This window comes from Streptomyces sindenensis (assembly GCF_014649035.1).
GTDB lineage: Bacteria > Actinomycetota > Actinomycetes > Streptomycetales > Streptomycetaceae > Streptomyces > Streptomyces sindenensis.
In genome coordinates this window covers 111303-130592 of record NZ_BMSG01000015.1, presented here as the reverse complement: position 1 = coordinate 130592, position 19290 = coordinate 111303, and the positions used below count along the sequence as shown (strand labels likewise).

The 19290-nt window shown below is 72.4% G+C and carries 23 protein-coding genes; 6 read left to right on the top strand and 17 right to left on the bottom strand.

Annotation, left to right across the window (positions count from 1 at the left end):
• Window positions 1–82: 82 nt before the first annotated feature.
• The 6 genes from IE145_RS34135 to IE145_RS18365 all read right to left on the bottom strand — a co-directional run bounded on the left by IE145_RS34135 (window position 83) and on the right by IE145_RS18365 (window position 3293).
• Window positions 83–160: a 50S ribosomal protein bL37 gene (locus IE145_RS34135; RefSeq protein ID WP_373292019.1), complete on the bottom strand. Its 78-nt coding sequence runs from the start codon at window positions 158–160 to the stop codon at window positions 83–85.
• Window positions 161–327: 167 nt separating this feature from the next.
• Window positions 328–714 carry a VOC family protein gene (locus tag IE145_RS18385; RefSeq protein ID WP_189526250.1) on the bottom strand — a complete coding sequence of 129 codons (387 nt, stop codon included), beginning with the start codon at window positions 712–714 and terminating at the stop codon, window positions 328–330.
• A 51-nt stretch (window positions 715–765) separates the two neighbouring features.
• A complete protein-coding gene (locus tag IE145_RS18380; RefSeq protein ID WP_189526249.1) occupies window positions 766–1194 on the bottom strand; it encodes a DUF4190 domain-containing protein in 429 nt (142 codons plus the stop codon).
• A gap of 88 nt (window positions 1195–1282) precedes the next feature.
• Entirely contained in the window at window positions 1283–1840 is a 558-nt protein-coding gene (locus IE145_RS18375) for a heme-binding beta-barrel domain-containing protein (RefSeq protein ID WP_189526247.1), read from the bottom strand.
• Between the two features lie 195 nt (window positions 1841–2035).
• Window positions 2036–2254: an MbtH family protein gene (locus tag IE145_RS18370; protein WP_189526245.1), complete on the bottom strand. Its 219-nt coding sequence runs from the start codon at window positions 2252–2254 to the stop codon at window positions 2036–2038.
• A 139-nt stretch (window positions 2255–2393) separates the two neighbouring features.
• A complete protein-coding gene (locus tag IE145_RS18365; protein ID WP_189526243.1) occupies window positions 2394–3293 on the bottom strand; it encodes a siderophore-interacting protein in 900 nt (299 codons plus the stop codon).
• Window positions 3294–3511: 218 nt separating this feature from the next.
• Between IE145_RS18365 and IE145_RS18360 the strand changes: the two genes are divergently transcribed.
• A complete protein-coding gene (locus IE145_RS18360) occupies window positions 3512–4540 on the top strand; it encodes a S66 family peptidase (RefSeq protein WP_189526241.1) in 1029 nt (342 codons plus the stop codon).
• 35 nt (window positions 4541–4575) lie between these two features.
• Here the strand turns inward: IE145_RS18360 and IE145_RS18355 are convergent, their stop codons facing one another.
• From IE145_RS18355 to IE145_RS18345, 3 genes are all read right to left on the bottom strand, one after another.
• Window positions 4576–5139 (bottom strand): DJ-1/PfpI/YhbO family deglycase/protease, encoded by a 564-nt coding sequence (locus IE145_RS18355; protein WP_189526239.1) that lies wholly within the window; start codon window positions 5137–5139, stop codon window positions 4576–4578.
• A 76-nt stretch (window positions 5140–5215) separates the two neighbouring features.
• Complete coding sequence (locus tag IE145_RS18350) at window positions 5216–6307, bottom strand: glutamate--cysteine ligase 2 (protein WP_189526237.1); 1092 nt, start codon at window positions 6305–6307, stop codon at window positions 5216–5218.
• A 27-nt stretch (window positions 6308–6334) separates the two neighbouring features.
• Entirely contained in the window at window positions 6335–6562 is a 228-nt protein-coding gene (locus IE145_RS18345) for a DUF5133 domain-containing protein (RefSeq protein ID WP_098017184.1), read from the bottom strand.
• A 358-nt stretch (window positions 6563–6920) separates the two neighbouring features.
• On the opposite strand from IE145_RS18345, the gene IE145_RS18340 reads away from it, so the two are divergent.
• The gene (locus IE145_RS18340; RefSeq protein ID WP_189526236.1) at window positions 6921–7169 is read left to right on the top strand and encodes a hypothetical protein; all 249 of its coding nucleotides are present in this window, start codon (window positions 6921–6923) and stop codon (window positions 7167–7169) included.
• 85 nt (window positions 7170–7254) lie between these two features.
• Here IE145_RS18340 and IE145_RS33760 read toward each other — a convergent pair whose 3' ends face one another.
• The 8 genes from IE145_RS33760 to IE145_RS18305 form a co-directional block, all read right to left on the bottom strand.
• On the bottom strand, window positions 7255–7383 hold the full coding sequence (locus IE145_RS33760; RefSeq protein ID WP_003964321.1) for an LPFR motif small protein: 129 nt from the start codon (window positions 7381–7383) through the stop codon (window positions 7255–7257).
• A gap of 213 nt (window positions 7384–7596) precedes the next feature.
• Entirely contained in the window at window positions 7597–7800 is a 204-nt protein-coding gene (locus IE145_RS18335; protein ID WP_003964323.1) for a cold-shock protein, read from the bottom strand.
• Window positions 7801–8048: 248 nt separating this feature from the next.
• Window positions 8049–8447: a DUF6221 family protein gene (locus IE145_RS18330; RefSeq protein WP_189526234.1), complete on the bottom strand. Its 399-nt coding sequence runs from the start codon at window positions 8445–8447 to the stop codon at window positions 8049–8051.
• Window positions 8448–8542: 95 nt separating this feature from the next.
• Entirely contained in the window at window positions 8543–9007 is a 465-nt protein-coding gene (locus tag IE145_RS18325) for a VOC family protein (RefSeq protein ID WP_189526233.1), read from the bottom strand.
• 3 nt (window positions 9008–9010) lie between these two features.
• Window positions 9011–10705 carry an MFS transporter gene (locus IE145_RS18320; protein ID WP_189526231.1) on the bottom strand — a complete coding sequence of 565 codons (1695 nt, stop codon included), beginning with the start codon at window positions 10703–10705 and terminating at the stop codon, window positions 9011–9013.
• A 129-nt stretch (window positions 10706–10834) separates the two neighbouring features.
• Window positions 10835–11851, bottom strand: a complete 1017-nt coding sequence (locus tag IE145_RS18315; RefSeq protein ID WP_189526229.1) for an NAD(P)/FAD-dependent oxidoreductase — start codon at window positions 11849–11851, stop codon at window positions 10835–10837.
• The gene (locus IE145_RS18310; RefSeq protein ID WP_189526228.1) at window positions 11848–12375 is read right to left on the bottom strand and encodes an isoprenylcysteine carboxyl methyltransferase family protein; all 528 of its coding nucleotides are present in this window, start codon (window positions 12373–12375) and stop codon (window positions 11848–11850) included. The genes IE145_RS18315 and IE145_RS18310 overlap by 4 nt, the downstream gene beginning before the upstream one ends.
• A gap of 13 nt (window positions 12376–12388) precedes the next feature.
• Window positions 12389–13441, bottom strand: coding sequence for a type III polyketide synthase (locus tag IE145_RS18305; RefSeq protein WP_189526226.1), 1053 nt, complete (start codon window positions 13439–13441; stop codon window positions 12389–12391).
• A gap of 118 nt (window positions 13442–13559) precedes the next feature.
• Here IE145_RS18305 and IE145_RS18300 point away from each other — a divergent pair, with 118 nt between their 5' ends.
• The 4 genes from IE145_RS18300 to IE145_RS18285 all read left to right on the top strand — a co-directional run bounded on the left by IE145_RS18300 (window position 13560) and on the right by IE145_RS18285 (window position 19250).
• The gene (locus IE145_RS18300) at window positions 13560–14456 is read left to right on the top strand and encodes a UbiA family prenyltransferase (protein ID WP_189526224.1); all 897 of its coding nucleotides are present in this window, start codon (window positions 13560–13562) and stop codon (window positions 14454–14456) included.
• A 164-nt stretch (window positions 14457–14620) separates the two neighbouring features.
• Complete coding sequence (locus IE145_RS18295) at window positions 14621–17572, top strand: CARDB domain-containing protein (RefSeq protein ID WP_189526223.1); 2952 nt, start codon at window positions 14621–14623, stop codon at window positions 17570–17572.
• Window positions 17573–17694: 122 nt separating this feature from the next.
• Window positions 17695–18774, top strand: a complete 1080-nt coding sequence (locus tag IE145_RS18290; RefSeq protein WP_189526221.1) for an NAD(P)H-dependent amine dehydrogenase family protein — start codon at window positions 17695–17697, stop codon at window positions 18772–18774.
• Complete coding sequence (locus tag IE145_RS18285; RefSeq protein ID WP_189526219.1) at window positions 18771–19250, top strand: carboxymuconolactone decarboxylase family protein; 480 nt, start codon at window positions 18771–18773, stop codon at window positions 19248–19250. The genes IE145_RS18290 and IE145_RS18285 overlap by 4 nt, the downstream gene beginning before the upstream one ends.
• The last annotated feature ends 40 nt before the right edge of the window (window positions 19251–19290 follow it).

Genomic DNA, 19290 nt, shown 5'->3' with positions numbered 1-19290 from the left:
AGTTCCGCACGGCCCTCCCCCGGCCCACGGAAACCGCCGCGGCCCCACCGGCTCGGAAGTCCGGTGGGGCCGCGGCGCGGTCTCAGCTCTGCGGCCGCCTGCCGTGGTTCGCGGCGTTCTTGCGGCGGGCCTTCTTCTTACGACGTCGCTTCGAGGACATCGAACCCTCCTTTTCTGCTCGGTGCTCCATTGCGGACGGTCCAACGGGCGGAATCGCCCGGTGATCACCGGGCCGCCTACCCACCCACACCGTGGCAAACACCCGGTGCGCGTGCAACCGGCGGTGCGGTGCCGGGCGGGGGTGGACTGATGTGCGGAGACCGCCGGTCAGGGCCGGTGGCGCAGGGGGTGGTCGTCGGGCACCTCGACGACGGCGATCCGCACGCCGTCGGGGTCCTCGATCCACATCTCGACCAGCCCCCAGGGTTCGCGTCTCGGCGGTCGCAGGACGGGGACGCCCTTGGCCCGCAGTTCCTCGTGGGCGGCCTCCGCGTCGTCGACCTGGAGCCAGATCCGTACGGCCGACGAGGGCGGCTCCTCGCCCCGGCCGGAGACCTCCAGGAATCCGCCGCCGAGGAAGTAGACCGTGCCGCGCTCGGGGCCCGTACCGAATTCGCGGTAGACGGCGAGGCCCAGGGCCTCGCCGTAGAAGGCGCGGGAACGGCCGGGGTCGGTGGGGCGCAGCAGGATCCTGCTGCCCAGTACATGCACCATGGGCCGAGCCTACGCCGCCGCCCCTCGGGGCGGCGGCTCGCGCGGGGCCGGTCAGCTGGTCACTTCGTCGATGAAGTCCTCGGTGCAGCGGTCCTCGGCGGCCCGCCCGTTGGCCCGGTCCATACAGCTCTCGAAGTCGTTGAACTCCGGTGAGTCGAACACGGAGACGGCCACGACGAGAACGACCGCCGAGCCGATGAGCCCGAGCGCGCCGAACGCGGCACCGACTATGGCCATCACCCGGCGCGGCGCGCGGCCCTGGCGGGTGCGGAGCGCGGCGATGATGCCGAAGACGACGGCGAGCAGCCCGAGGAGCAGGCCGCCCACGACGGTCCAGAAGAACAGGCAGGCGAGGAGGCCCAGCACCAGGGCGGCGACGGCGAAGCCGTTCGTCCGGGCGGGCGGCTGACCGCCGTAGGGGTCGTGACCGGCCGCGGGCGGCGCCGAGTACGGGGAATCCGGGTACGAGGGAAGGGACATCGGGATGGCGCTCCTGTTCTCCTGTGCTTCCCGTCCACCTGCCCCGTGGCCCGGCCGCCATGCCGCCGTTTCGGTCACGCTCCGGCAACTACCCGGCCCGGCCGGGCGCTGTCCGGCGGAGCTCGGCGGACAGGTGGTACTGGAGCGGCCGGCCGACCGCGGCGAGGTCGTGGACGAAGGCCAGCGTCTCCGGGCCGGTCAGGGTGTAGCGGCGGCGGGTGGCGTCGACCTGCTTGGCGGTGGGGGCGAGGGAGACCTGCTCGGTGGCGAGGTCGACGGCGCCGTCGCGGGCGTGGCCCGAGAGAATCTCCGCGATGCCGGTGGGCTGGGTGATCAGGGCTTCCATCCGGCCGTCCGGTCGCAGCCGCCACCAGCCGGTCTCCCGGGCGGACGGCCGCAGGGGGTTCCCGTCCGCGTCGAGCAGCCAGGCCCGGGCCTCGTAGGCGAGGAAGGGCCGCCCGTCGTGGCTGAACGTGACCTCCTGCGCGTACGTGAAGTCCGCCTCCAGCGTCGGATAGCCGCCGCTCCCGGTGCCGCGCCAGGTGCCGAGGAATCCGGTCACCGGGGCGAGCAGCGGGTGCGGCGCGGGGGACGTGTCGGTGCTCAGCGCGTCGGGGAAGGGGACGTCGCGGACGGGGTGGTTCATGCGGGGGTGCGCTCCTGAATCCGTCGGGGCCGGTGCCGGGTCGCAGCCTAGGTCCTGTCGTCACCCTGCCGTCGCACGGCAGACGGCAGTTCGACGACAGGGCCCAGGGGCGTACCGGCGCCGCGAGCACGCCGATGGCCCCGCACGCGGGGTGCGGGGCCATCGGACAGGCGGGGCCGCGTCCGGTGCCGGGGCTCAGACGGGGTCGGCCGCCGTGCTCTCGATCAGGCTCTTGGGCCGCAGGTCGGTCCAGTTCTGCTCGACATAGTCCAGGCAGGCCTGACGGGTGTCCTCCGGGTGCGCCACTGTCCATCCGGAGGGCACCTCGGCGAACGCCGGCCACAGGGAGTGCTGCCCCTCGTCGTTGACGAGCACCAGATAGGTGCCGTCCTCGTCATCGAACGGATTGGTCACCGCACGCTCCTCAACTTTAGGCAAGGCTAGCTTTACTTGACCGGGTGCAACCCTACCCGTCCCCTCGCGGATGGCCCGCCGGATTCCCCGACTCATGTGCCTCACTGGAGACTTGTGCGTCCCGACGAGGGGGTGACGGTCAGAGGCCGAGGTCGCTGAGGCGCGCCTCGTACCGGATGGTGAGGTCCTCGGTGTCACCGCCCGTCGCGGGGTTGTCCCAGAGGGCCTCCAGCTCGGAGCGCACGGCGTCGGGCAGGGCTTCGTACCGCTCGGACCAGGTGTCGGAGTTCGGTATCCAGTAGCCGACGACCTTGAAGCGCTCGGCCGGGAGCCCCAGCTCGCGCCGGAGGTAGCGGCGCACGGCACGCAGGGCGTTGGTCTCCCCGGCCACCCAGACGTAGCCGCCCGCGAGGTCCGTGCCGGGCGGGACGGCGGCGGCGACCAGCTCGGCCAGACGGCTCGGGCCGTGACCGTTCCCGCCGTAGGTCCAGGTCACCTTGGAGTCGGCCGGCTCGCGCAGCGGCAGCGCGGCCGAGGGGTCGGGCACCTCCAGGACCGCCCGGGTCCGGACATGCCCCGGGGTGTTCTCCAGCAGCCGGGCGGCGGCGGGCAGGCCGGTCTGGTCGGCGACCAGCACCTGCCAGGAGAGGTCGTCCGGAGGGCTGTAGAGCCCGGTGGGGTCATTGACGCCCACGACGTCGCCGGGACGCGCCTCGGCGGCCCAGCCGGACGCCACACCGCCCTCGTGCAGCACGAAGTCGATGTCGACCTCGCCCGCCTCCGGGCGCACGGCACGGATCGTGTACGTGCGCATCGGGGCGACGGGCTGCCCCTCGGGGGTCTCCCAGCCGCCCTGCTCGGTGGTCCGGGGCAGGGAGACGTCGGTGCGGTCCGGGCCGTGCGGGAGGAAGATCCGCACGTACTCGTCGCCGACCCCGGTGGTCCGGAAGCCCGCGAGACCCTCTCCGTGAAGGGTGACGCGGGTCATGCTCGGGGAGAGCGGCTGCACTCGGGCGACGACGGCTCGATGGATCGTCATGGACACTGCCCCTTCGTACGCGTGGTCGGCCTGAGCGCCTCGCCGCGGGGGCGAGAGAACCGAATTGACTTAGGCCAGCCTAACCTTCCGCGTGCGGCGGTTCGAGACGGCCTCGGGCATGGGCCGCCGGAACAGCGTCGGCCCGGCCCTCCACCATCCGGCGCAGACCCCCGAATCGCGCTGACGCGGCGCGGGCGTGCTGTGCCAGAATCCACCGCATGCCAGTTCGATACCCGCGCACCCTGCGCCCCGGTGAACGCGTCGGCGTCACCTCCCCTTCGAGCGGAGTGCCCGACGAACTGCGTGAGCGGCTCGCCGTGGCGGTGCGCGAGGTGGAGGCGCGGGGGTACGAGGTCGTCGTCGGCCGGTGCATGGACGGGTCCGGGCACGTCAGCGCGCCCGCGGCCGAGCGGGCGGCCGAGTTGACGGCGATGCTGACGGATCCCGGCATCCGCGCCGTGGTTCCGCCGTGGGGCGGGGAGACCGCCATCGACCTGCTGCCGCTGATCGACTGGGAGGCGGTGCGGGCGGCGGAGCCGACCTGGGTGGTGGGCTACTCGGACATGTCGACGGTGATGACGCCGCTGACCCTGCTCACCGGGGTGGCGACCGTGCACGGGAACAACCTCATGGACACCCCGTACCGGGTCCCCGAGGGCCTGGAGTCCTGGTTCGGCATCGTCGCCGCCCCGCCGGGCCACCGTTTCACCCAGATCCCGCCGCAGCGGCACCGGGCCTCGGGCTGGGACGACTGGGCCGCGCACCCCGACGCCCGTACGCTCACGCTCGACGTCCCGGGCCGGTGGACCCGGCTGGACGGCGGCGGCGACGTGGACGTCGAGGGGCGGCTGATCGGCGGCTGCGTCGAGATGCTGTGCAACCTCACGGGAACGCCGTACCTCGACGCCTCGGCGTTCGCCCGGGCCCACGCCCCGGAGGGGCTTCTCGTGTACGTGGAGGCCGCCGGTGACGACGCGTTCGCGATCTGCCGCTATCTGCACGGGTTGCGCCTGGCCGGCTTCTTCGACGCGGCCAACGCCGTGCTCGTGGGCCGCACTTCCGCCCCGGACACCCCCTCGCTCACCCAGCCCGAGGCCGTGCTGGACGCCCTCGGGCCGTTGAACGTGCCGATCGTCGCCGACGTCGAGTGCGGCCATGTGCCGCCGTACCTGCCGCTCGTCAACGGGGCACGGTGCCGGGTCGTGCACACCGCCACCCGCAGCGAGGTGACGCAGACGCTGGACTGAGGGCCGAGCCCCCGCGGGGGCCAGGGGCGGCCGTCTCAGCCCTCGGCGAGCACGGCGTCGATCTCGCCGAGGAAGTCGTCGAGGTCTCCGGGGTTCCGGGAGGTGATCAGCGGCCACCCCTCGGCGTCGTCGCGGATCACCGGCTTGTCGACCCAGGTGCCGCCCGCGTTGGTGATGTCGGTCCGCAGCGAGGCGTACGAGGTCAGCGTCTTGCCCCGGACGTAGCCGCCCTCGACCAACGCCCACGGCCCGTGGCAGATGGCGGCCACCGGCCGGCCGGAGGCGGCGAACGAACTGACGATCCGGGTGGTGGCGTCCTCCAGCCGCAGCGAGTCGGCGTTCAGCGTGCCGCCCGGGACGAGGAGGAGGTCGTACGCGGCGGGGTCGACGTCGTCGAGCGTGAGGTCGGGCCGCATGGTCTTTCCGGGATCGCGGTCGCCGATGAGGGTTTGGATCGTGTCGGAGGAGACCGCCGCCACGCTGACCTGCGCCCCGTGGTCGCGCAGGTGCTTCACGGGGACGACGAGTTCGTCCTGCTCGACGCCGTAATTGGTGACGACGGCCAGGATCCGGCGGTCGTCGAGAGCGGTGGTGGACATGGACTGCTCCGTTCCTGCGATGTCGGGTGTTCGGCTGTTCATGCGGTCGTCCCGCCGCGACGGGGGCGGCGGGGGCTCATCCGGCCGTGATGCGGACGCATTCGGCCACCGTGTCGCGCAGGCTCCCGGTCCGTGCCAGGGTCTCGCGCTGGATCCGTGCCCCGTTCCCCCGCCGGACCACGGTGGCCACGGCCTTCTCCGCGGCTTCCAGGTCGCCACTGTCCTCCAGGGCGTCCCGCACATGGTCCAGCAGGGCCGCGAGGACATCGGGCGCGGGCTCCGGCCGCCAGGTCCGGGGGTGGACCAGCCGGCCCTCCAGGCCCGAGCGGCCCGCCTGCCAGGAGGCCGCGCGCAGCAGGGACGTACCGGCCCCCGACGGCGGCTCACCGGCCCGCCACTCCCGGGCGGCCGTCTCCACCAGGCCCCGTGCCAGGGTGGCCAGCAGCACGGTGTCGGCCGGGTCCAGACAGACGTCCGCGATCCTGACCTCCACCGTGGGGTAGCGGTGCGAGAGGCGGGCGTCGAAATAGACCATCCCCTCGTCCTTGAGCACTCCGGTGGCGACCAGGGCCCGCACGCCGGCACGGTACGCCTCGGCGGAGCCGTGGACGTCCACCGGACCGGCCGAGGGCCACCGACCCCACACCTGGCTGCGGTAGCTGCTGTACTGGCTGTCCTGCCCCTGCCAGAACGGTGAGTTGGCGCTCAGCGCGAGCAGGACGGGCAGCCAGCAGCGCACCCGGTCGAGCACGGCGACGCCCTCCTCGTCCGAGGCCACCGAGACGTGGACGTGGCAGCCGCAGGTCAGCTGCTCCTGGGCGGTGAGGCCGAAGCGCTCCGCCAGCCACCGGTACCGCTCCCCCGTGCCGATCTTCGGGCTGACCGGGAGCGGGGAGGTCGCCAGGGCGACGACCGACGCCCCGGCGTCGGCGGCGTGCCGGACCGCCTGGGCGCGCCACCGGTGGACCGCGTGGGCGAGTTCGCCCATATCGGCGCAGGGGTGTGTGGAGAACTCCAGCTGCTGACGGTGCAGCTCCGGCTCGAACGGCGACTCCCCGGCCGTGTCCTTCTCGGCGATCGCCAGCACCGCCGAGGACAGCGCCCGGGCCTCGCCGCTGTCCTCGTCGACCAGCAGCAGTTCTTCCTCGACTCCCACCGTGCGGACCACGGGGCCTCCCCTTCGACGCTCGGCAGGTCAGGCGGACAGGACGGAGTCGTCCTCGGGGCGGGCGCCGGGCAACCGGTGGCGAGCGGCGACCAGCGCGCTGTCCACGTCGCTCGTGCCGGTCGACACGCACAGCGTGTACGCCACGTCGTCCATGCGCTGCCGGGCCTCCTGGCCGCCGTTCTCGGCGTGCAGCACACGCAGGGCCTCGTACTGCTCGATCAGATTGCGCAGAACTGTGGGGTGGGCCATCAGCATGCGGGGCTTCCTTCCGCGGGGTCGGTCGGGTGATGTCGCGACCGAGTGGGGGCGACGTGTTGCCCGGATGGGGCATCGCCCCGGGTACCCACGCCCGGGGCGATCACACTCCGCGGACGCCGCTTCCACCGCCGACTCGCGCGGCACGTGCCGGACCGGTGGCCCGGAGCTCCCAATATGGCCGGATCGCACGGGCCCCGCACCTTCTCATCCGCCGCCCCGGAGCGTGGCGCGAAAGGCCGCGCCCCTGTGTCCCCCGCCTCGTCGGACCGGGTGACTGCTTCGCCCGGCAGCGGGTACCCACCTGAGCGCATCACTCCTCCCCGGGCGCTCCGGGGCCGTACGGAAGGAAGCTCTCATGACCGACCGCAGGCCGGAAGGCACCGCCTACACCGGAGCTTCCGGCAGCCCGCCCCCCGTACCGGCGGACATGCCGGACCAGCAGAACCAGGAGGGCGAGGACGCTCTCGACATACCGGTGCCGGACCGGGTGGCCCGCCAGAACGACGGGCCCGAGCTGGACGAGGCGGGCGCCGGGCGGAACGAGCCGCGCAACGCGGGCGCGCACCCGGAGGAGCACCCCGCCCCGAACGAGGCGACGGACTGACCTGTCTCCTCCGCCCCTGCACGACGCCACGGCATGCCGGTGTCCCGGCCCTGCGAAGGGCCGGGACACCGGCATGCCGTGGCGTTCAGTGGTGTCCGCGCGCGCTGCTCGACGCGCCGCCGAACAACCGCGCGAGCGCCCGGAAGGGCAACGTGACCACGGTGGCGATGGCTCCTCCGATGGAGCGAAGCACGTCCGCGATGGCCTTCAGCATGGGTCTGCCCTCCGTTCTCGCTCCCAGGGATTTCCAGGGGCGTTGGGTTCGCGAGCCACCGCGTACCCACGGCGCGGCACCCCAATCCCCGGATCGTGGCCAGCCCGCCCCGCCGGCCCATCGGGCCATCAGTCCATCGGCCCATCGGCCCGCAACGCCCTGGAGCCCCGGAGCGCGTCGCGCTCCGGGGCTCCAGGGTCGGTCCAACCCGGATCAGGCGGTGGTGATGTTCTCCGCCTGCGGGCCCTTCTGGCCCTGGGTGATGTCGAAGGTCACCGCCTGGCCTTCCTGGAGCTCACGGAAGCCGGTGGAGTTGATGTTGGAGTAGTGCGCGAAGACGTCGGGGCCGCCGCCGTCCTGCGCGATGAAGCCGAAGCCCTTTTCCGAGTTGAACCACTTGACGGTTCCGCTGGCCATGCCTGTACCTCTCAGCAGTAAACGGATCCGCACCGCGCGGACCCGGAGGTGATCGCCCTGGTTCTCAGGCACTGCACAGCAAAACGCCCGCGCCAGGCGCGGGCAGGTACTGCGAACCACGACATCTGTCGGCGACGCTACACGGCGGGATCACTCCTCACCAGAGAGCAACGCCATTTTGGCGTGGATCATCCTCAAGGTCACCGGCTGGTACGACCGTGGCCACCGCCCGTTCAGGCGACATCGGACTACTGGATGAACCGGGGAAGCCAGCGTGCCTGGTAGTCCGGGTGGCCCGCGTACTCGGCGGCGAGCTGCCGTACGGCGAAGCCCAGGCCAACCGCACGGCCGGAGCGGAAGTCCTCGGCCGGGCGGTCGGTGTCCAGGTCGGCCACCTCGATGTACTCGCCCAGCATGACGCGGTTCGTCTCGATGCGCTCCAGGGTCCGCGCGGGGTTCTGGAGGGCGATGTGCTGGTCGAAGCCCCGGCCGCGCACCGTGAACGCCACTCCGCCGGTGCGGTCGTGGACCTCGCCCGGCACGTCGGCCGGGCACCGCCATCGGTCCCCGCCGGCGGCCAGTGCGACGTGTTCCTCGTCGGCGAGCCGCGCCCGGACGAAGGCCACCATGTCTGCGTTGGCGCCCATGTGGATGCCGCTCCCTTGCGCTGATGGATCTCTGCACTCGATACGGGGAGCATTCTGGTGGACCGGACGGGGCGCGATCCACCTCCACATCCGGTTCACCCCACCGTGTCCCCCGCGTTCGATCCGTTCCCGGCGGCCTGGTCGGCGAGGAGCTTGTACAGGGGTTCGGTCTTCCGGCGGCGGTACTCCTGCACCGCCCAGCCGTTGCCGTCCGGGTCGGTGAAGTGCATGAAGGTCGCCCCGTCGTCGGGGGCGTACCGCTGCGGCTCGGAGACCTCGACGCCCCGGCCGACGAGTTCTGCGTGGGCCGCGGCGATGTCGGTGACGCAGAGCTGGAGGCCGTGGTACGTGCCGGGCTGCGGGGTTCCCGTGGGGTTGGGCAGTCCGTCGGTGAGGGCGATCGAACAGCCGGAGCCGGGCGGCGTCAGCTGGACCACGCGGGCGCCCGGCATCACCTCGTCGTCGATGTCGACGTGGAAGCCGAGCTTGTCCCGGTAGAAGTCCCGGGCCCGGTCGATGTCGGTGACGGGAAGCACGATCACTTCGAGGGTCCAGTCCATGGGTCACAGCCCTTTCGCGGGTCGGTCGGTGTCCGGATCGGTCCCTGGATCGTCCGGACCGGTCCGTGGATCGTCCGGGCCGGGTGGTGGTGCGTCCGGGTCGGTTCGGACGGCGCCCGCGCCGGACGTCGGTTCCTCCGCTTCGCCCTGGCCCGCCCCCTCCGCGGCGAGCGGCGTCGCGCCGCCCTGGAGGCGGGCCAGGTCGGCGGGCCGGACCTGGATGACGAACAGGGCGACCAGGGCGGCGAGCACGGCGAAGCAGGCCGCGACGACGAAGGCGCTGGAGACGCCCGAGGTGAGCACTTCGGCGCCCCAGGGCGGGGGCAGCACCTCGGTCCTCCGGAACTCCAGTTTCTGGGCGGGCGTGGCCTGCTCGAGAAACTTCGGCACCTGGTCGGCCGCCTCGTTGCGGCTGGCCTTGCCGAACGTCGTGACCAGGATCGACAGCCCCAGCGAGCCGCCGACCTGCTGGGTGGCGTTGAGGATGCCGGAGGCGGCGCCCGCCTCCTTCGGGGCGACGCCGGAGACGGCCATCAGGGTCAGGGAGACGAACTGCATGCCCATGCCGAAGCCGAAGACGAGCATCGGGCCGAGGATCGAGCCGAGGTAGGAGCTGTGGACGTCGGTCAGCGTCAGCCAGCCGAGGCCGACGGCCGCCAGGAGCGCGCCCACCACCATGAAGGGTTTGGGGCCCCAGCGGGGCAGCAGTTGGGAGGTCAGGCCGGCGCTCACCGCGATGACGGCGCTGACCGGCAGGAAGGCGAGCCCGGCCCGCAGCGGGCTGAATTCGAGCACGTTCTGCACGAAGAGGGTCAGGAAGAAGAACATCCCGAACAACGCTGCGGCGAGGCTGAGCATCATCGCGTACGACCCGGCGCGATTGCGGTCGCGGAACATCCACAGAGGGGTGATGGGCTGTTTCGAGCCGCGCTCGATCATGATGAAGACCGCGAGGAGCACCACGGCGGCCGCGAACGAGCCGAGGGTGAGCTCGTCGGTCCAGCCGTCCTCGGAGGCGCGGATGAAGCCGTAGACGAGCAGCACCATGCCGGCTGTCGAGGTGAGCGCGCCGATGACGTCGAAGTGGCCCGGACGGCGTTCGGACTCCGGGATGAAACGCGGGGTCGCGAAGGCGATCAGCAGGCCGATCGGGACGTTGACGAACAGGACCCACCGCCAGTCCAGCCACTCCACCAGCATTCCGCCGGCGAGCAGCCCGATCGCGCTGCCGCCCGCCGAGACACCGGCGAACACCCCGAACGCGCGGTTGCGTTCGGGGCCCTCGCGGAAGGTGGTGGTGATCAGCGACAGGGCGGTCGGCGAGGCGATCGCGCCGCCGACGCCCTGGAGGGAGCGGGCTGCCAGCAACTGCCAGCCCTCCTGGGAGAGTCCGCCGAGCAGCGAGGCGAAGACGAAGAGGAGCACGCCGAAGATGAAGACCCTGCGGCGGCCGAGGATGTCGCCGAGGCGCCCGCCGAGCAGCAGCAGCCCGCCGAAGGTCAGCGTGTACGCGTTGACGACCCACGACAGGTTCTCGGTGGAGAACCCCAGGTCCTTCTGCATGTGCGGCAGGGCGATGTTGACGATGGTGACGTCGAGCACCACCATCAGCTGGCACGAGGCGATGACCAGCAGCGCCAGTCCACTCCGGTGCCGGTCGGGTGCCGTGGCCGTGGGTGTCGCGCGGGAGCCCGTCATGATGGAGTTCGTCTCTCGTGCCGAGGACAGTGCCCGGCGTGAGCGCGGGCGTTCACCCGATCGACGTTAAGCCGGAACCGGGGACCCTGCCATTCGAGCGGGCGGCCCGCGGCACACGCCGCCGCGACCTCACTGGAGCGCGCGGACCGCGGTGCCGAAGACGGCGGGGGCCCGGTGGGCCGCGCCGACGATCAGCCGGCCCGAGGACGGGTGTCCCGCGGCGGCCAGCAGGGCCGCGGTGAGCAGCCGGTAGCGGCGGGTGACCCGCGCCCAGCGGCGGGGGTAGTCCTCGGGCCGCCCGGCGCTCAGGCAGTCGACCGCGGCCGTCGCGGTGGCGACCGCGAGGGCGATGCCCTCTCCGGTGAGGGCGTCCACGTACCCCGCGGCGTCACCGACGAGCAGGACGCGCCCGGCCCGTCGGCCCAGCGCCCGCTGACGCAGCGGACCGGCCCCGCGTACGGGAGTGGCGCCCCGGCCGGCCGCGAGGCGGTCCGCGAGGGCGGGGAAGGCGGCGAGGTGCTGGTCGTAGGGGCGGCGGTCGCGGCTCAGGACGGCCACGCCCACCAGGCGTTCGCCGACCGGGGTCACGTACGCCTCGCCGTGCCGGGACCAGTGCACCTCGACGTGGTCCGTCCAGGGGGCGAGCGGGTAGTGGCGGCGCAGCCCGTAGCGGCCGGGGCCGGGGACCGGGTGGTCGAGGCCCAGGGCGCGGCGCAGCGGCGAGTGGAGCCCGTCGGCGGCGATGAGCCACCGTGCGGTGAGACCGGCGGCGGTGACGGTGTGCTCGTCCTGCCGGATCTCGCCCACTTTGGCGGCGACGGTGCGTACGCCGAGGGCGGCGGCGCGTCCGTGGAGAGCGGTGTGGAGTTCGGTGCGGCGGACGCCCGCCCCCGGGCCGCCCCGGAAGGCCGCCTCCACGCTGCGCCGGCCGTCGGTGTAGCGGATGCCGCGCAGTTCGTGGCCCCTCACCCGCACGCCGAGGTCGCGCAGGGCCGCGACGCCGCCGGGCATGATGCCCTCGCCGCACGCCTTGTCGACGGGGGCGGTGCGCGGCTCGATCACCACCGTTTCCAGGCCCGCGGAGGCGGCCCGGATCGCGGCGGCGAGGCCTGCTGGTCCGCCGCCCGCGACGAGGACGTCGATCACGTGCGTGCGTCCACGGCCGGGAGGCGGGCCAGCGCCCCGTCCTCGCAGCGGATCCGGACGGCCATGAGCGCGGCGTTGAGAGCGGTGAACACGAGGGCGGTCACCCACGCCCCGTGGACCAGGGGCAGCGCGAGCCCTTCGGCGGCGACGGCGACGTAGTTGGGGTGGCTCAGCCACCGGTAGGGGCCGCCGGTGACCCGGGGCAGGCCGGGGACGACGATGACGCGGGTGTTCCAGCGGGGACCGAGCGTGCGGATGCACCACCAGCGCAGCGCCTGCGCGGCCACGACGACGGCGGCCATGGCCCAGCCGAGGACCGGCGGGAAGGGACGATCGGCGAGGTGGACCTCCGCCAGACAGCCGGCCAGGAGCGCGGTGTGCAGCGCGACCATCGCCGGATAGTGTTCCCGGCCCGATTCGACGCCGCCCCGGGCGAGGCTCCAGCGGGTGTTGCGGCGGGCCGCCGCGAGTTCGGCGAGGCGCTCGGCGGCGACGGCGAGCACGAGAGCGGTGTACCAGGTCATGGGCCGTTCCTTCCTACCAGCGCAGCAGCACCAGTTCGCAGCAGAACCCCGGGCCCATGGCGAGCAGCAGTCCGGGGGTGCCCGGCTCCGGCCGGCACTGTTCGATGGTGTCCCGCAGGACGTGCAGGACCGAGGACGAGGACAGGTTGCCGATGTCGGCCAGGGAGCGCCAGGTGACGTCGAGCGCCCCGTCGCGCAGGTCGAGGACCTCGGTCACCGCCTCCAGGACCTTCGGGCCGCCCGGGTGGCAGACCCAGTGGGCGATGTCCTTCGGTTTGAGGCCGTGTTCGCCGAGGAACTCCCGTACGTCGTCGGCGAGATAGCGGCGTACGACGTCGGGCACGCCGGGATCGAGGACGACGCGGAATCCGGTGGAGCCGATGTCCCAGCCCATGACGTGCTCGGTGTCCGGGTACATCCGGCTGCGGGTGGCCACGATCTCGGGTCCGGCGACGGCCCGGCGGCCGCCGAGGGCGACGACGGCGGCCGCCCCGTCCCCGAACAGCGCGGTCGCGACGAGATTGGCGGGCGAGGTGTCGTGGCGCTGGAAGGTGAGGGAGCAGAGCTCGACGGACAGGAGCACGGCCACGTCGTCGGGGCGGCCGAGGAGGTAGTCGTGCAGCCGGGCCGTTCCGGCGGCTCCGGCGACGCAGCCGAGACCGAAGACGGGCAGCCGTTTGACGTCGGACCGCATTCCGAGGCGGGTGACGAGCCGGGCGTCGATCGAGGGGGCGGCGATGCCGGTGACGGAGGTGAACATCAGCAGGTCGACGTCGGTGGGGCGCAGCCCCGCCGTCCGGAGCGCGCCGCGTACGGCCTGGGCGCCCAGATCGACGGCGGACCGGATGAACACGTCGTTGGAGGGTCCGAAGCCGTCGAGGTCGCCGTAGCCGTCCAGCGGCAGCACGGTGTGCCGGCTGCGGACCCGGGCGTTCTCGTGGAGCCGGTCGAGGACGCGGCGGTCGGCGCCGGGCGGCAGGCAGGTCCGGGCCACCATGTCGGTGACCTCGCCCTGGGTGTGACGGTGCGACGGCAGAGCCCCGTGCACCGCGGCGATGCGGGTCATCCTGCCTCCTGTTTCGGTGGCGTCATGCCCCCATCCTGCCCGCAATATGGTGCGAAACGGCGCAAAAGACCCGCCCGGTCGTGGCATTGACGGGGCGGCAGCCCCCTACGATCGCCCGATGGACGCCACGGAGAGGGTGAGCCCCGCGGGTTCCGTTCCGGTCGACGCCCCTCCGACCGGTGCCGGGCGGCGGGGCGGCCGGGTCGCGGGGCTCGCGCTCGCGTGCCACCCCGGTCCCGCACTCGCGGTGACGGCGCTCACCTGCGCCCTCGCCCTCGGCTCCGGCCTCGGCGTTCCGCGTTCCGCGCTGGTCACGGCGGCCGTACTGACCGGGCAGCTCTCGGTCGGCTGGTGCAACGACGCGTACGACGCGCGGCGCGACGCCCGGGCCGGGCGCCGGGGGAAGCCCGCGTCCGACGGCACGGTCGGGGCGGGCACGGTGTGGGTGGCGGCGACGGCCGCGCTCACCGTGTGCGTACTGCTCTCGCTGGCCTGCGGGGTTCTCGCCGGTACGGTGCACCTCGCCGCGGTCGCGGCCGCCTGGCTCTACAACCTGCGCCTCAAGGCGACCGCCCTGTCGTGGCTGCCGTACGTGGCCGGGTTCGGCGCCCTGCCCGCCGCCGTCAACCTCTCGCTGCCGGGCGGGCCGGCTCCCCGGTGGTGGACGGTGGCGGCCGGGGCCCTGCTCGGGTTCGCGGCACATCTGGCCGACACGCTCCCGGACATCGCGGCGGACCGGGCGGCCGGGATCCTGGGCCTTCCGCACCGGCTGGGCGACACGGGGACCCGGCTGCTGCTGCCGCTGCCGCTCCTCGGGGCGACGGCGGTGCTGGCACTCGGGCCGCCCGGGCCGGTGGGCGCCAGGGGCGCGGCGGCACTCGCCCTGGCTGGGGCGGCGGCGCTCGTGGGCCCGGCACTCGGCCGGCGCTGGCGCAAGGCGGCGCTCGCCGGAGCGGTGGCCGTGGCGGCGGTGGATCTGACATTGCTGCTGGTCGAAGGCGTGGCGGCGGGCTGAACAGCCCTGCGCCGGAGTACGTCTGACGCCGCGTCGCATCACGCACGCGAATGACATGACCATGCGAAGACCGTTGACAAATCCGAAGCAGCGCAGAAATCTGTGAACCTCTGACCGCAAAAAATTGACTTGCAGGCTCAAATCTTGTGGAAGCAGAGGACATCATGAGATGGAAGCGACTCACCGGACGGACGGTCGCCGGGCTGCTGACAGCCGGACTGATCTCCGCCGGGCTCCTGCCCGTCACCGCGAGCGCGGCCGAGGCGACCGACCTCGCGCGGGGCAAGACCGTCACCGCCAGCGGATCCCACGGTGGATACCCGGCTTCTAACGCGAACGACGGCAAGGTCGACAGCTACTGGGAGTCCAACGGGCACCCCGCCGACCTGACGGTGAAGCTCGGGGCGGACGCGGACCTGGAGTCCGTGGTCGTCAAGCTCAACCCGGACCCGATCTGGGCCACCCGGACGCAGGACATCCAGGTGCTCGGACGGACGCAGGACGGCACCGCCTTCACCTCGCTGCGCGCCCGCGCCGGCTATGTGTTCACCCCCGGCTCCCACCAGAACACCGTGACCATCCCGGTGGACGCCCGGGTCGCCGACCTCCAGCTGAAGTTCTTCTCCAACACCGAGGCGCCCGGCGCCCAGGTCGCCGAGATCCAGGTGTTCGGGACGCCGGCGCCCAACCCGGACCTGACCGTGAGCGCACTGTCCTGGAGCCCGTCGTCCCCGTCCGAGACGGACGACATCACCGTCGAAGGGACCGTCCGCAACGCCGGGTCGGCCGCCTCCCCCGCGACCACCGTCAACGTGAGCCTGGGCGGCGTGGTCGTGGGCAGCGCCCCGGTCGGCCCCCTCGCGGCCGGGGCCTCGGCCCCGGTCTCGGTCGAGGTCGGCAAGCGGCCGCAGGGGTCGTACACCGTCTCGGCGCTGGTGGACCCGACCGACACGGTCGTCGAGTCGGACGACACCAACAACAGCCGCACCACCACCTCCCCGCTGGTGGTCGGCCAGAGCCCCGGCCCGGACCTGGAGGTCCGCTCCATCACCTCCAGCCCGGCCAACCCGGCCGTCGGCGCGACGGTCACCTTCACCGTGGCCGTGCACAACCGCGGCACCAGCGCGGTGAGCGCGGGCACGGTCACCCGGCTGACCGTCGGTTCCACCACGCTGGGCGGCACCACCCCGGCCATCGCCGCGGGTGCGACCGCCGACGTCACCCTCGGCGGCAGCTGGACGGCGGCGAGCGGCGGCGCGACCCTGACCGCCACCGCCGACGCCACGAACCTGGTCACGGAGACCAGCGAGACCAACAACACCTTCGCCCGGTCCATCGTGGTCGGTCGCGGCGCGGCCGTCCCGTACACCGAGCTGGAGGCGGAGAAGGCCGACTACGAAGGCACGCTGCTCCAGTCCGACGCCGAACGCACCTTCGGACACACCAACTTCGCCACCGAGTCCTCCGGCCGCGAGTCGGTGCGGCTCAACTCCACCGGTGAGTACGTGGAGTTCACCTCGACCGCCCCGGCGAACTCGATCGTCGTCCGCAACTCCGTCCCGGACGCCCCGGGTGGCGGCGGCCGCGAGGCGACCATCAGCCTGTACGCCGACGGCGAGTTCGTCCGCAAGCTCGGCCTCTCCTCGAAGCACAGCTGGCTGTACGGGAACACCGACAGCCCCGAGGGGCTCACCAACACACCGGGCGGCGACGCGCGGCGGCTGTTCGACGAGTCCCACGCCCTGCTCACCGAGACCTACCCGGCGGGAACGAAGTTCCGCCTCCAGCGGGACGCGAGCGACAACGCCGCCTTCCACATCATCGACCTGATCGACCTGGAGCAGGTGGCCGCGCCCGCCTCGCAGCCGTCCGGCTGTGTCTCCATCACGACGTACGGTGCGGTGGCGAACGACGGGATCGACGACACGGCCGCCATCCAGCGCGCGGTGACGGCGGACCAGAACGGCGAGATCGACTGTGTGTGGATCCCGGCGGGCCAGTGGCGCCAGGAGCAGAAGATCCTGACCGACGACCCGCTCGACCGGGGCCAGTGGAACCAGGTCGGGATCCGGGACGTGACGATCCGGGGCGCGGGCATGTGGCACTCCCAGCTCTACACGCTGACCCCGCCGCACGAGGCGGGCGGCATCAACCACCCGCACGAGGGCAACTTCGGTTTCGACATCGACGAGAACACGCACATCTCCGACATCGCCATCTTCGGCTCGGGCACGATCCGCGGCGGTGACGGCAACCACGAGGGCGGCGTCGCGCTCAACGGCCGGTTCGGCAAGGACACGAAGATCAGCAACGTCTGGATCGAGCACGCCAACGTGGGCGTCTGGGCCGGGCGCGACTTCGACAACATCCAGGAGCTGTGGAACCCGGGCGACGGCGTCGAGTTCACCGGGATGCGGATCCGCAACACGTACGCGGACGGCATCAACTTCGCCAACGGCACCCGCAATTCCACAGTCTACAACTCGTCGTTCCGCAACACCGGCGATGACGCGCTCGCCGTCTGGTCCAGCAAGTACGTCAAGGACCGGTCCGTCGACATCGGCCACGACAACAGCTTCCGCAACAACACCATCCAGCTCCCGTGGCGCGCCAACGGCATCGCGATCTACGGCGGTTACGACAACAGAATCGAGAACAACCTGATCTCCGACACCATGAACTACCCGGCCATCATGCTGGCGACCGACCACGACCCGCTGCCCTTCTCCGGGCAGACGCTGATCGCCAACAACGGCCTCTACCGCACCGGCGGAGCCTTCTGGAACGAGGACCAGGAGTTCGGTGCCATCACGCTCTTCCCGCAGAACCTGCCGATCCCCGGAGTCACGATCCGCGACACGGACATCGTCGACTCCACCTATGACGGCATCCAGTTCAAGACGGGCGGCGGGCTGATGCCGGACGTCAAGATCCAGAACGTGCGGATCGACCAGTCCGACAACGGCTCCGGCATCCTCGCGATGGGCGGCGCGCGCGGCAACGCGACGCTCACCGACGTGACGATCACCGACTCGCGCGACGGCCATGTGCTGATCGAGCCGGGTTCGCAGTTCACGATCTCCGGCACCCCGAACGGCGTCCGCGCCAAGCGCTGAACCCCCTGAACGGTTCCCGGGCCGGCGGATCCCCCGCCGGCCCGGGAACACCCCTTTTCCCCCCGGGGATTCGGTGGTGCACGGCTCTGGGAAGTGCAAGACCCCGGAGCTACCCTCCGCGCATGATTCCCACGGTTGTCTGGGGTACCGGCAACGTCGGCCGCGCGGCGGTCCGCGCCGTCGAGGCCCATCCGGCGCTGACACTCGCCGCCGTCCTCGTGCACGATCCCGCCAAGGTCGGCCGCGACGCGGGCGAACTCGGCGGTCTCGGGCGCACGCTCGGGGTCGCGGCCACCGACGACATCGCCGCCGTCCTGGCCGCCCGGCCCCGGGCGGTGGTCTACGCGGCCTCCGGCGACATCCGTCCCGATGACGCCCTGGCCGACATCGGCCGGGCGATCCGGGCCGGCGCGGTGGTCGTCACGCCCTCCCTCTATCCGCTCTACGACCAGCGCAACGCCCCGCCCGAGCTGCGGGACCCGATCGTGGCGGCCGTCGCCGAGGGCGGTGGCTCCCTCTTCGTCTCCGGTGTCGACCCCGGCTGGGGCAACGACGTCCTGCCGCTGCTGATCAGCGGCCTCGGGACCGAGGTGGACGTCATCCGCTGCCAGGAGATCTTCGACTACTCCACGTACGATCAGGAGGATTCGGTCCGCCATCTGATCGGGATGGGGCATCCGATGGACTACCAGCCGCTGATGCTGGCGGAGGGCGTTCCGACGATGGTGTGGGGTGGCCAGATCCGTCTGATGGCGCGGGCGCTGGGCGTCGAACTGGACGAGATCCGCGAGACGCTGGACCGCCGGGCGCTGGAGACGGCGGTGACCACGCGCACGATGGGCGAGTTCGCGGCGGGCACCCAGGGCGCCGTGCGCTTCGAGGTGCAGGGCATCGTGGGCGGCGAGCCCCGCATCGTCATCGAGCACGTCACCCGGATCCACGCGTCGTGCGCCCCGGCCTGGCCGTCGCCGCCCGACGGGGTCGGCGCGCATCGGGTGGTGATCGAGGGGCGTCCCCGTATCGAGGTGACGGTCGAGGCCTTGGACGAGGACGAGAACCGGTCGGCGGGCGGGAACGCCACCGCTGTCGGGCGGCTCGTCTCGGCGATCGACTGGCTGGTGGACGCGGAACCGGGCCTGTACGACGCACTGGACGTTCCGCTGCGGCCTGCGGTCGGCAGGCTGGGAAGGAGACCGGCATGATCATCGATGTTCCGGAGGGCCAGGAGCCCATCGGTTACGTGTGGGGGGAGATGGTCCCCGGCATCGGCGTCGCGGCCGCCACGTTCTCGATGTCCGTCTACGAGCACACGACGCTGGGGCTCCGCGAGTTCGAGGCAGCCCGGCTGCGGGTGGCTCAGATCAACGGGTGCCTGTTCTGCCTGGACTGGCGGACCGAGCGGGACGGGGTGAAGGTCGAGGAGGGGTTCGCCGAGGCAGTGACCCGGTGGCGTACGACCGACGCCTTCGACGAGCGGACCCGGCTCGCGGCGGAGTACGCCGAGCGGTACACGCTCGACCATCACGGTCTGGACGACGCGTTCTGGCAGCGGATGACCGCGCACTACAGCCAGGCGGAGATCGTGGAGCTGACGATGAGCATCGGCTCGTGGCTCGCGTTCGGGCGGCTCAACCATGTGCTGGGGATCGACGCGGTGTGCGTTCTGCCCGGTCACTGACGGAGTCCGGGGCCGCCGGGTTGGCACTCCCGGCCCCGGG

Coding starts and splice junctions, on each gene's coding strand:
- IE145_RS34135 (WP_373292019.1), bottom strand. CDS start 160: ATGTCCTCGAAGCGACGTCGTAAGAAGAAGGCCCGCCGCAAGAACGCC.
- IE145_RS18385 (WP_189526250.1), bottom strand. CDS start 714: ATGGTGCATGTACTGGGCAGCAGGATCCTGCTGCGCCCCACCGACCCC.
- IE145_RS18380 (WP_189526249.1), bottom strand. CDS start 1,194: ATGTCCCTTCCCTCGTACCCGGATTCCCCGTACTCGGCGCCGCCCGCG.
- IE145_RS18375 (WP_189526247.1), bottom strand. CDS start 1,840: ATGAACCACCCCGTCCGCGACGTCCCCTTCCCCGACGCGCTGAGCACC.
- IE145_RS18365 (WP_189526243.1), bottom strand. CDS start 3,293: ATGACGATCCATCGAGCCGTCGTCGCCCGAGTGCAGCCGCTCTCCCCG.
- IE145_RS18360 (WP_189526241.1), top strand. CDS start 3,512: ATGCCAGTTCGATACCCGCGCACCCTGCGCCCCGGTGAACGCGTCGGC.
- IE145_RS18355 (WP_189526239.1), bottom strand. CDS start 5,139: ATGTCCACCACCGCTCTCGACGACCGCCGGATCCTGGCCGTCGTCACC.
- IE145_RS18345 (WP_098017184.1), bottom strand. CDS start 6,562: ATGCTGATGGCCCACCCCACAGTTCTGCGCAATCTGATCGAGCAGTAC.
- IE145_RS18340 (WP_189526236.1), top strand. CDS start 6,921: ATGACCGACCGCAGGCCGGAAGGCACCGCCTACACCGGAGCTTCCGGC.
- IE145_RS33760 (WP_003964321.1), bottom strand. CDS start 7,383: ATGCTGAAGGCCATCGCGGACGTGCTTCGCTCCATCGGAGGAGCCATC.
- IE145_RS18335 (WP_003964323.1), bottom strand. CDS start 7,800: ATGGCCAGCGGAACCGTCAAGTGGTTCAACTCGGAAAAGGGCTTCGGC.
- IE145_RS18330 (WP_189526234.1), bottom strand. CDS start 8,447: ATGGGCGCCAACGCAGACATGGTGGCCTTCGTCCGGGCGCGGCTCGCC.
- IE145_RS18325 (WP_189526233.1), bottom strand. CDS start 9,007: ATGGACTGGACCCTCGAAGTGATCGTGCTTCCCGTCACCGACATCGAC.
- IE145_RS18320 (WP_189526231.1), bottom strand. CDS start 10,705: ATGACGGGCTCCCGCGCGACACCCACGGCCACGGCACCCGACCGGCAC.
- IE145_RS18310 (WP_189526228.1), bottom strand. CDS start 12,375: ATGACCTGGTACACCGCTCTCGTGCTCGCCGTCGCCGCCGAGCGCCTC.
- IE145_RS18305 (WP_189526226.1), bottom strand. CDS start 13,441: ATGACCCGCATCGCCGCGGTGCACGGGGCTCTGCCGTCGCACCGTCAC.
- IE145_RS18300 (WP_189526224.1), top strand. CDS start 13,560: ATGGACGCCACGGAGAGGGTGAGCCCCGCGGGTTCCGTTCCGGTCGAC.
- IE145_RS18295 (WP_189526223.1), top strand. CDS start 14,621: ATGAGATGGAAGCGACTCACCGGACGGACGGTCGCCGGGCTGCTGACA.
- IE145_RS18290 (WP_189526221.1), top strand. CDS start 17,695: ATGATTCCCACGGTTGTCTGGGGTACCGGCAACGTCGGCCGCGCGGCG.
- IE145_RS18285 (WP_189526219.1), top strand. CDS start 18,771: ATGATCATCGATGTTCCGGAGGGCCAGGAGCCCATCGGTTACGTGTGG.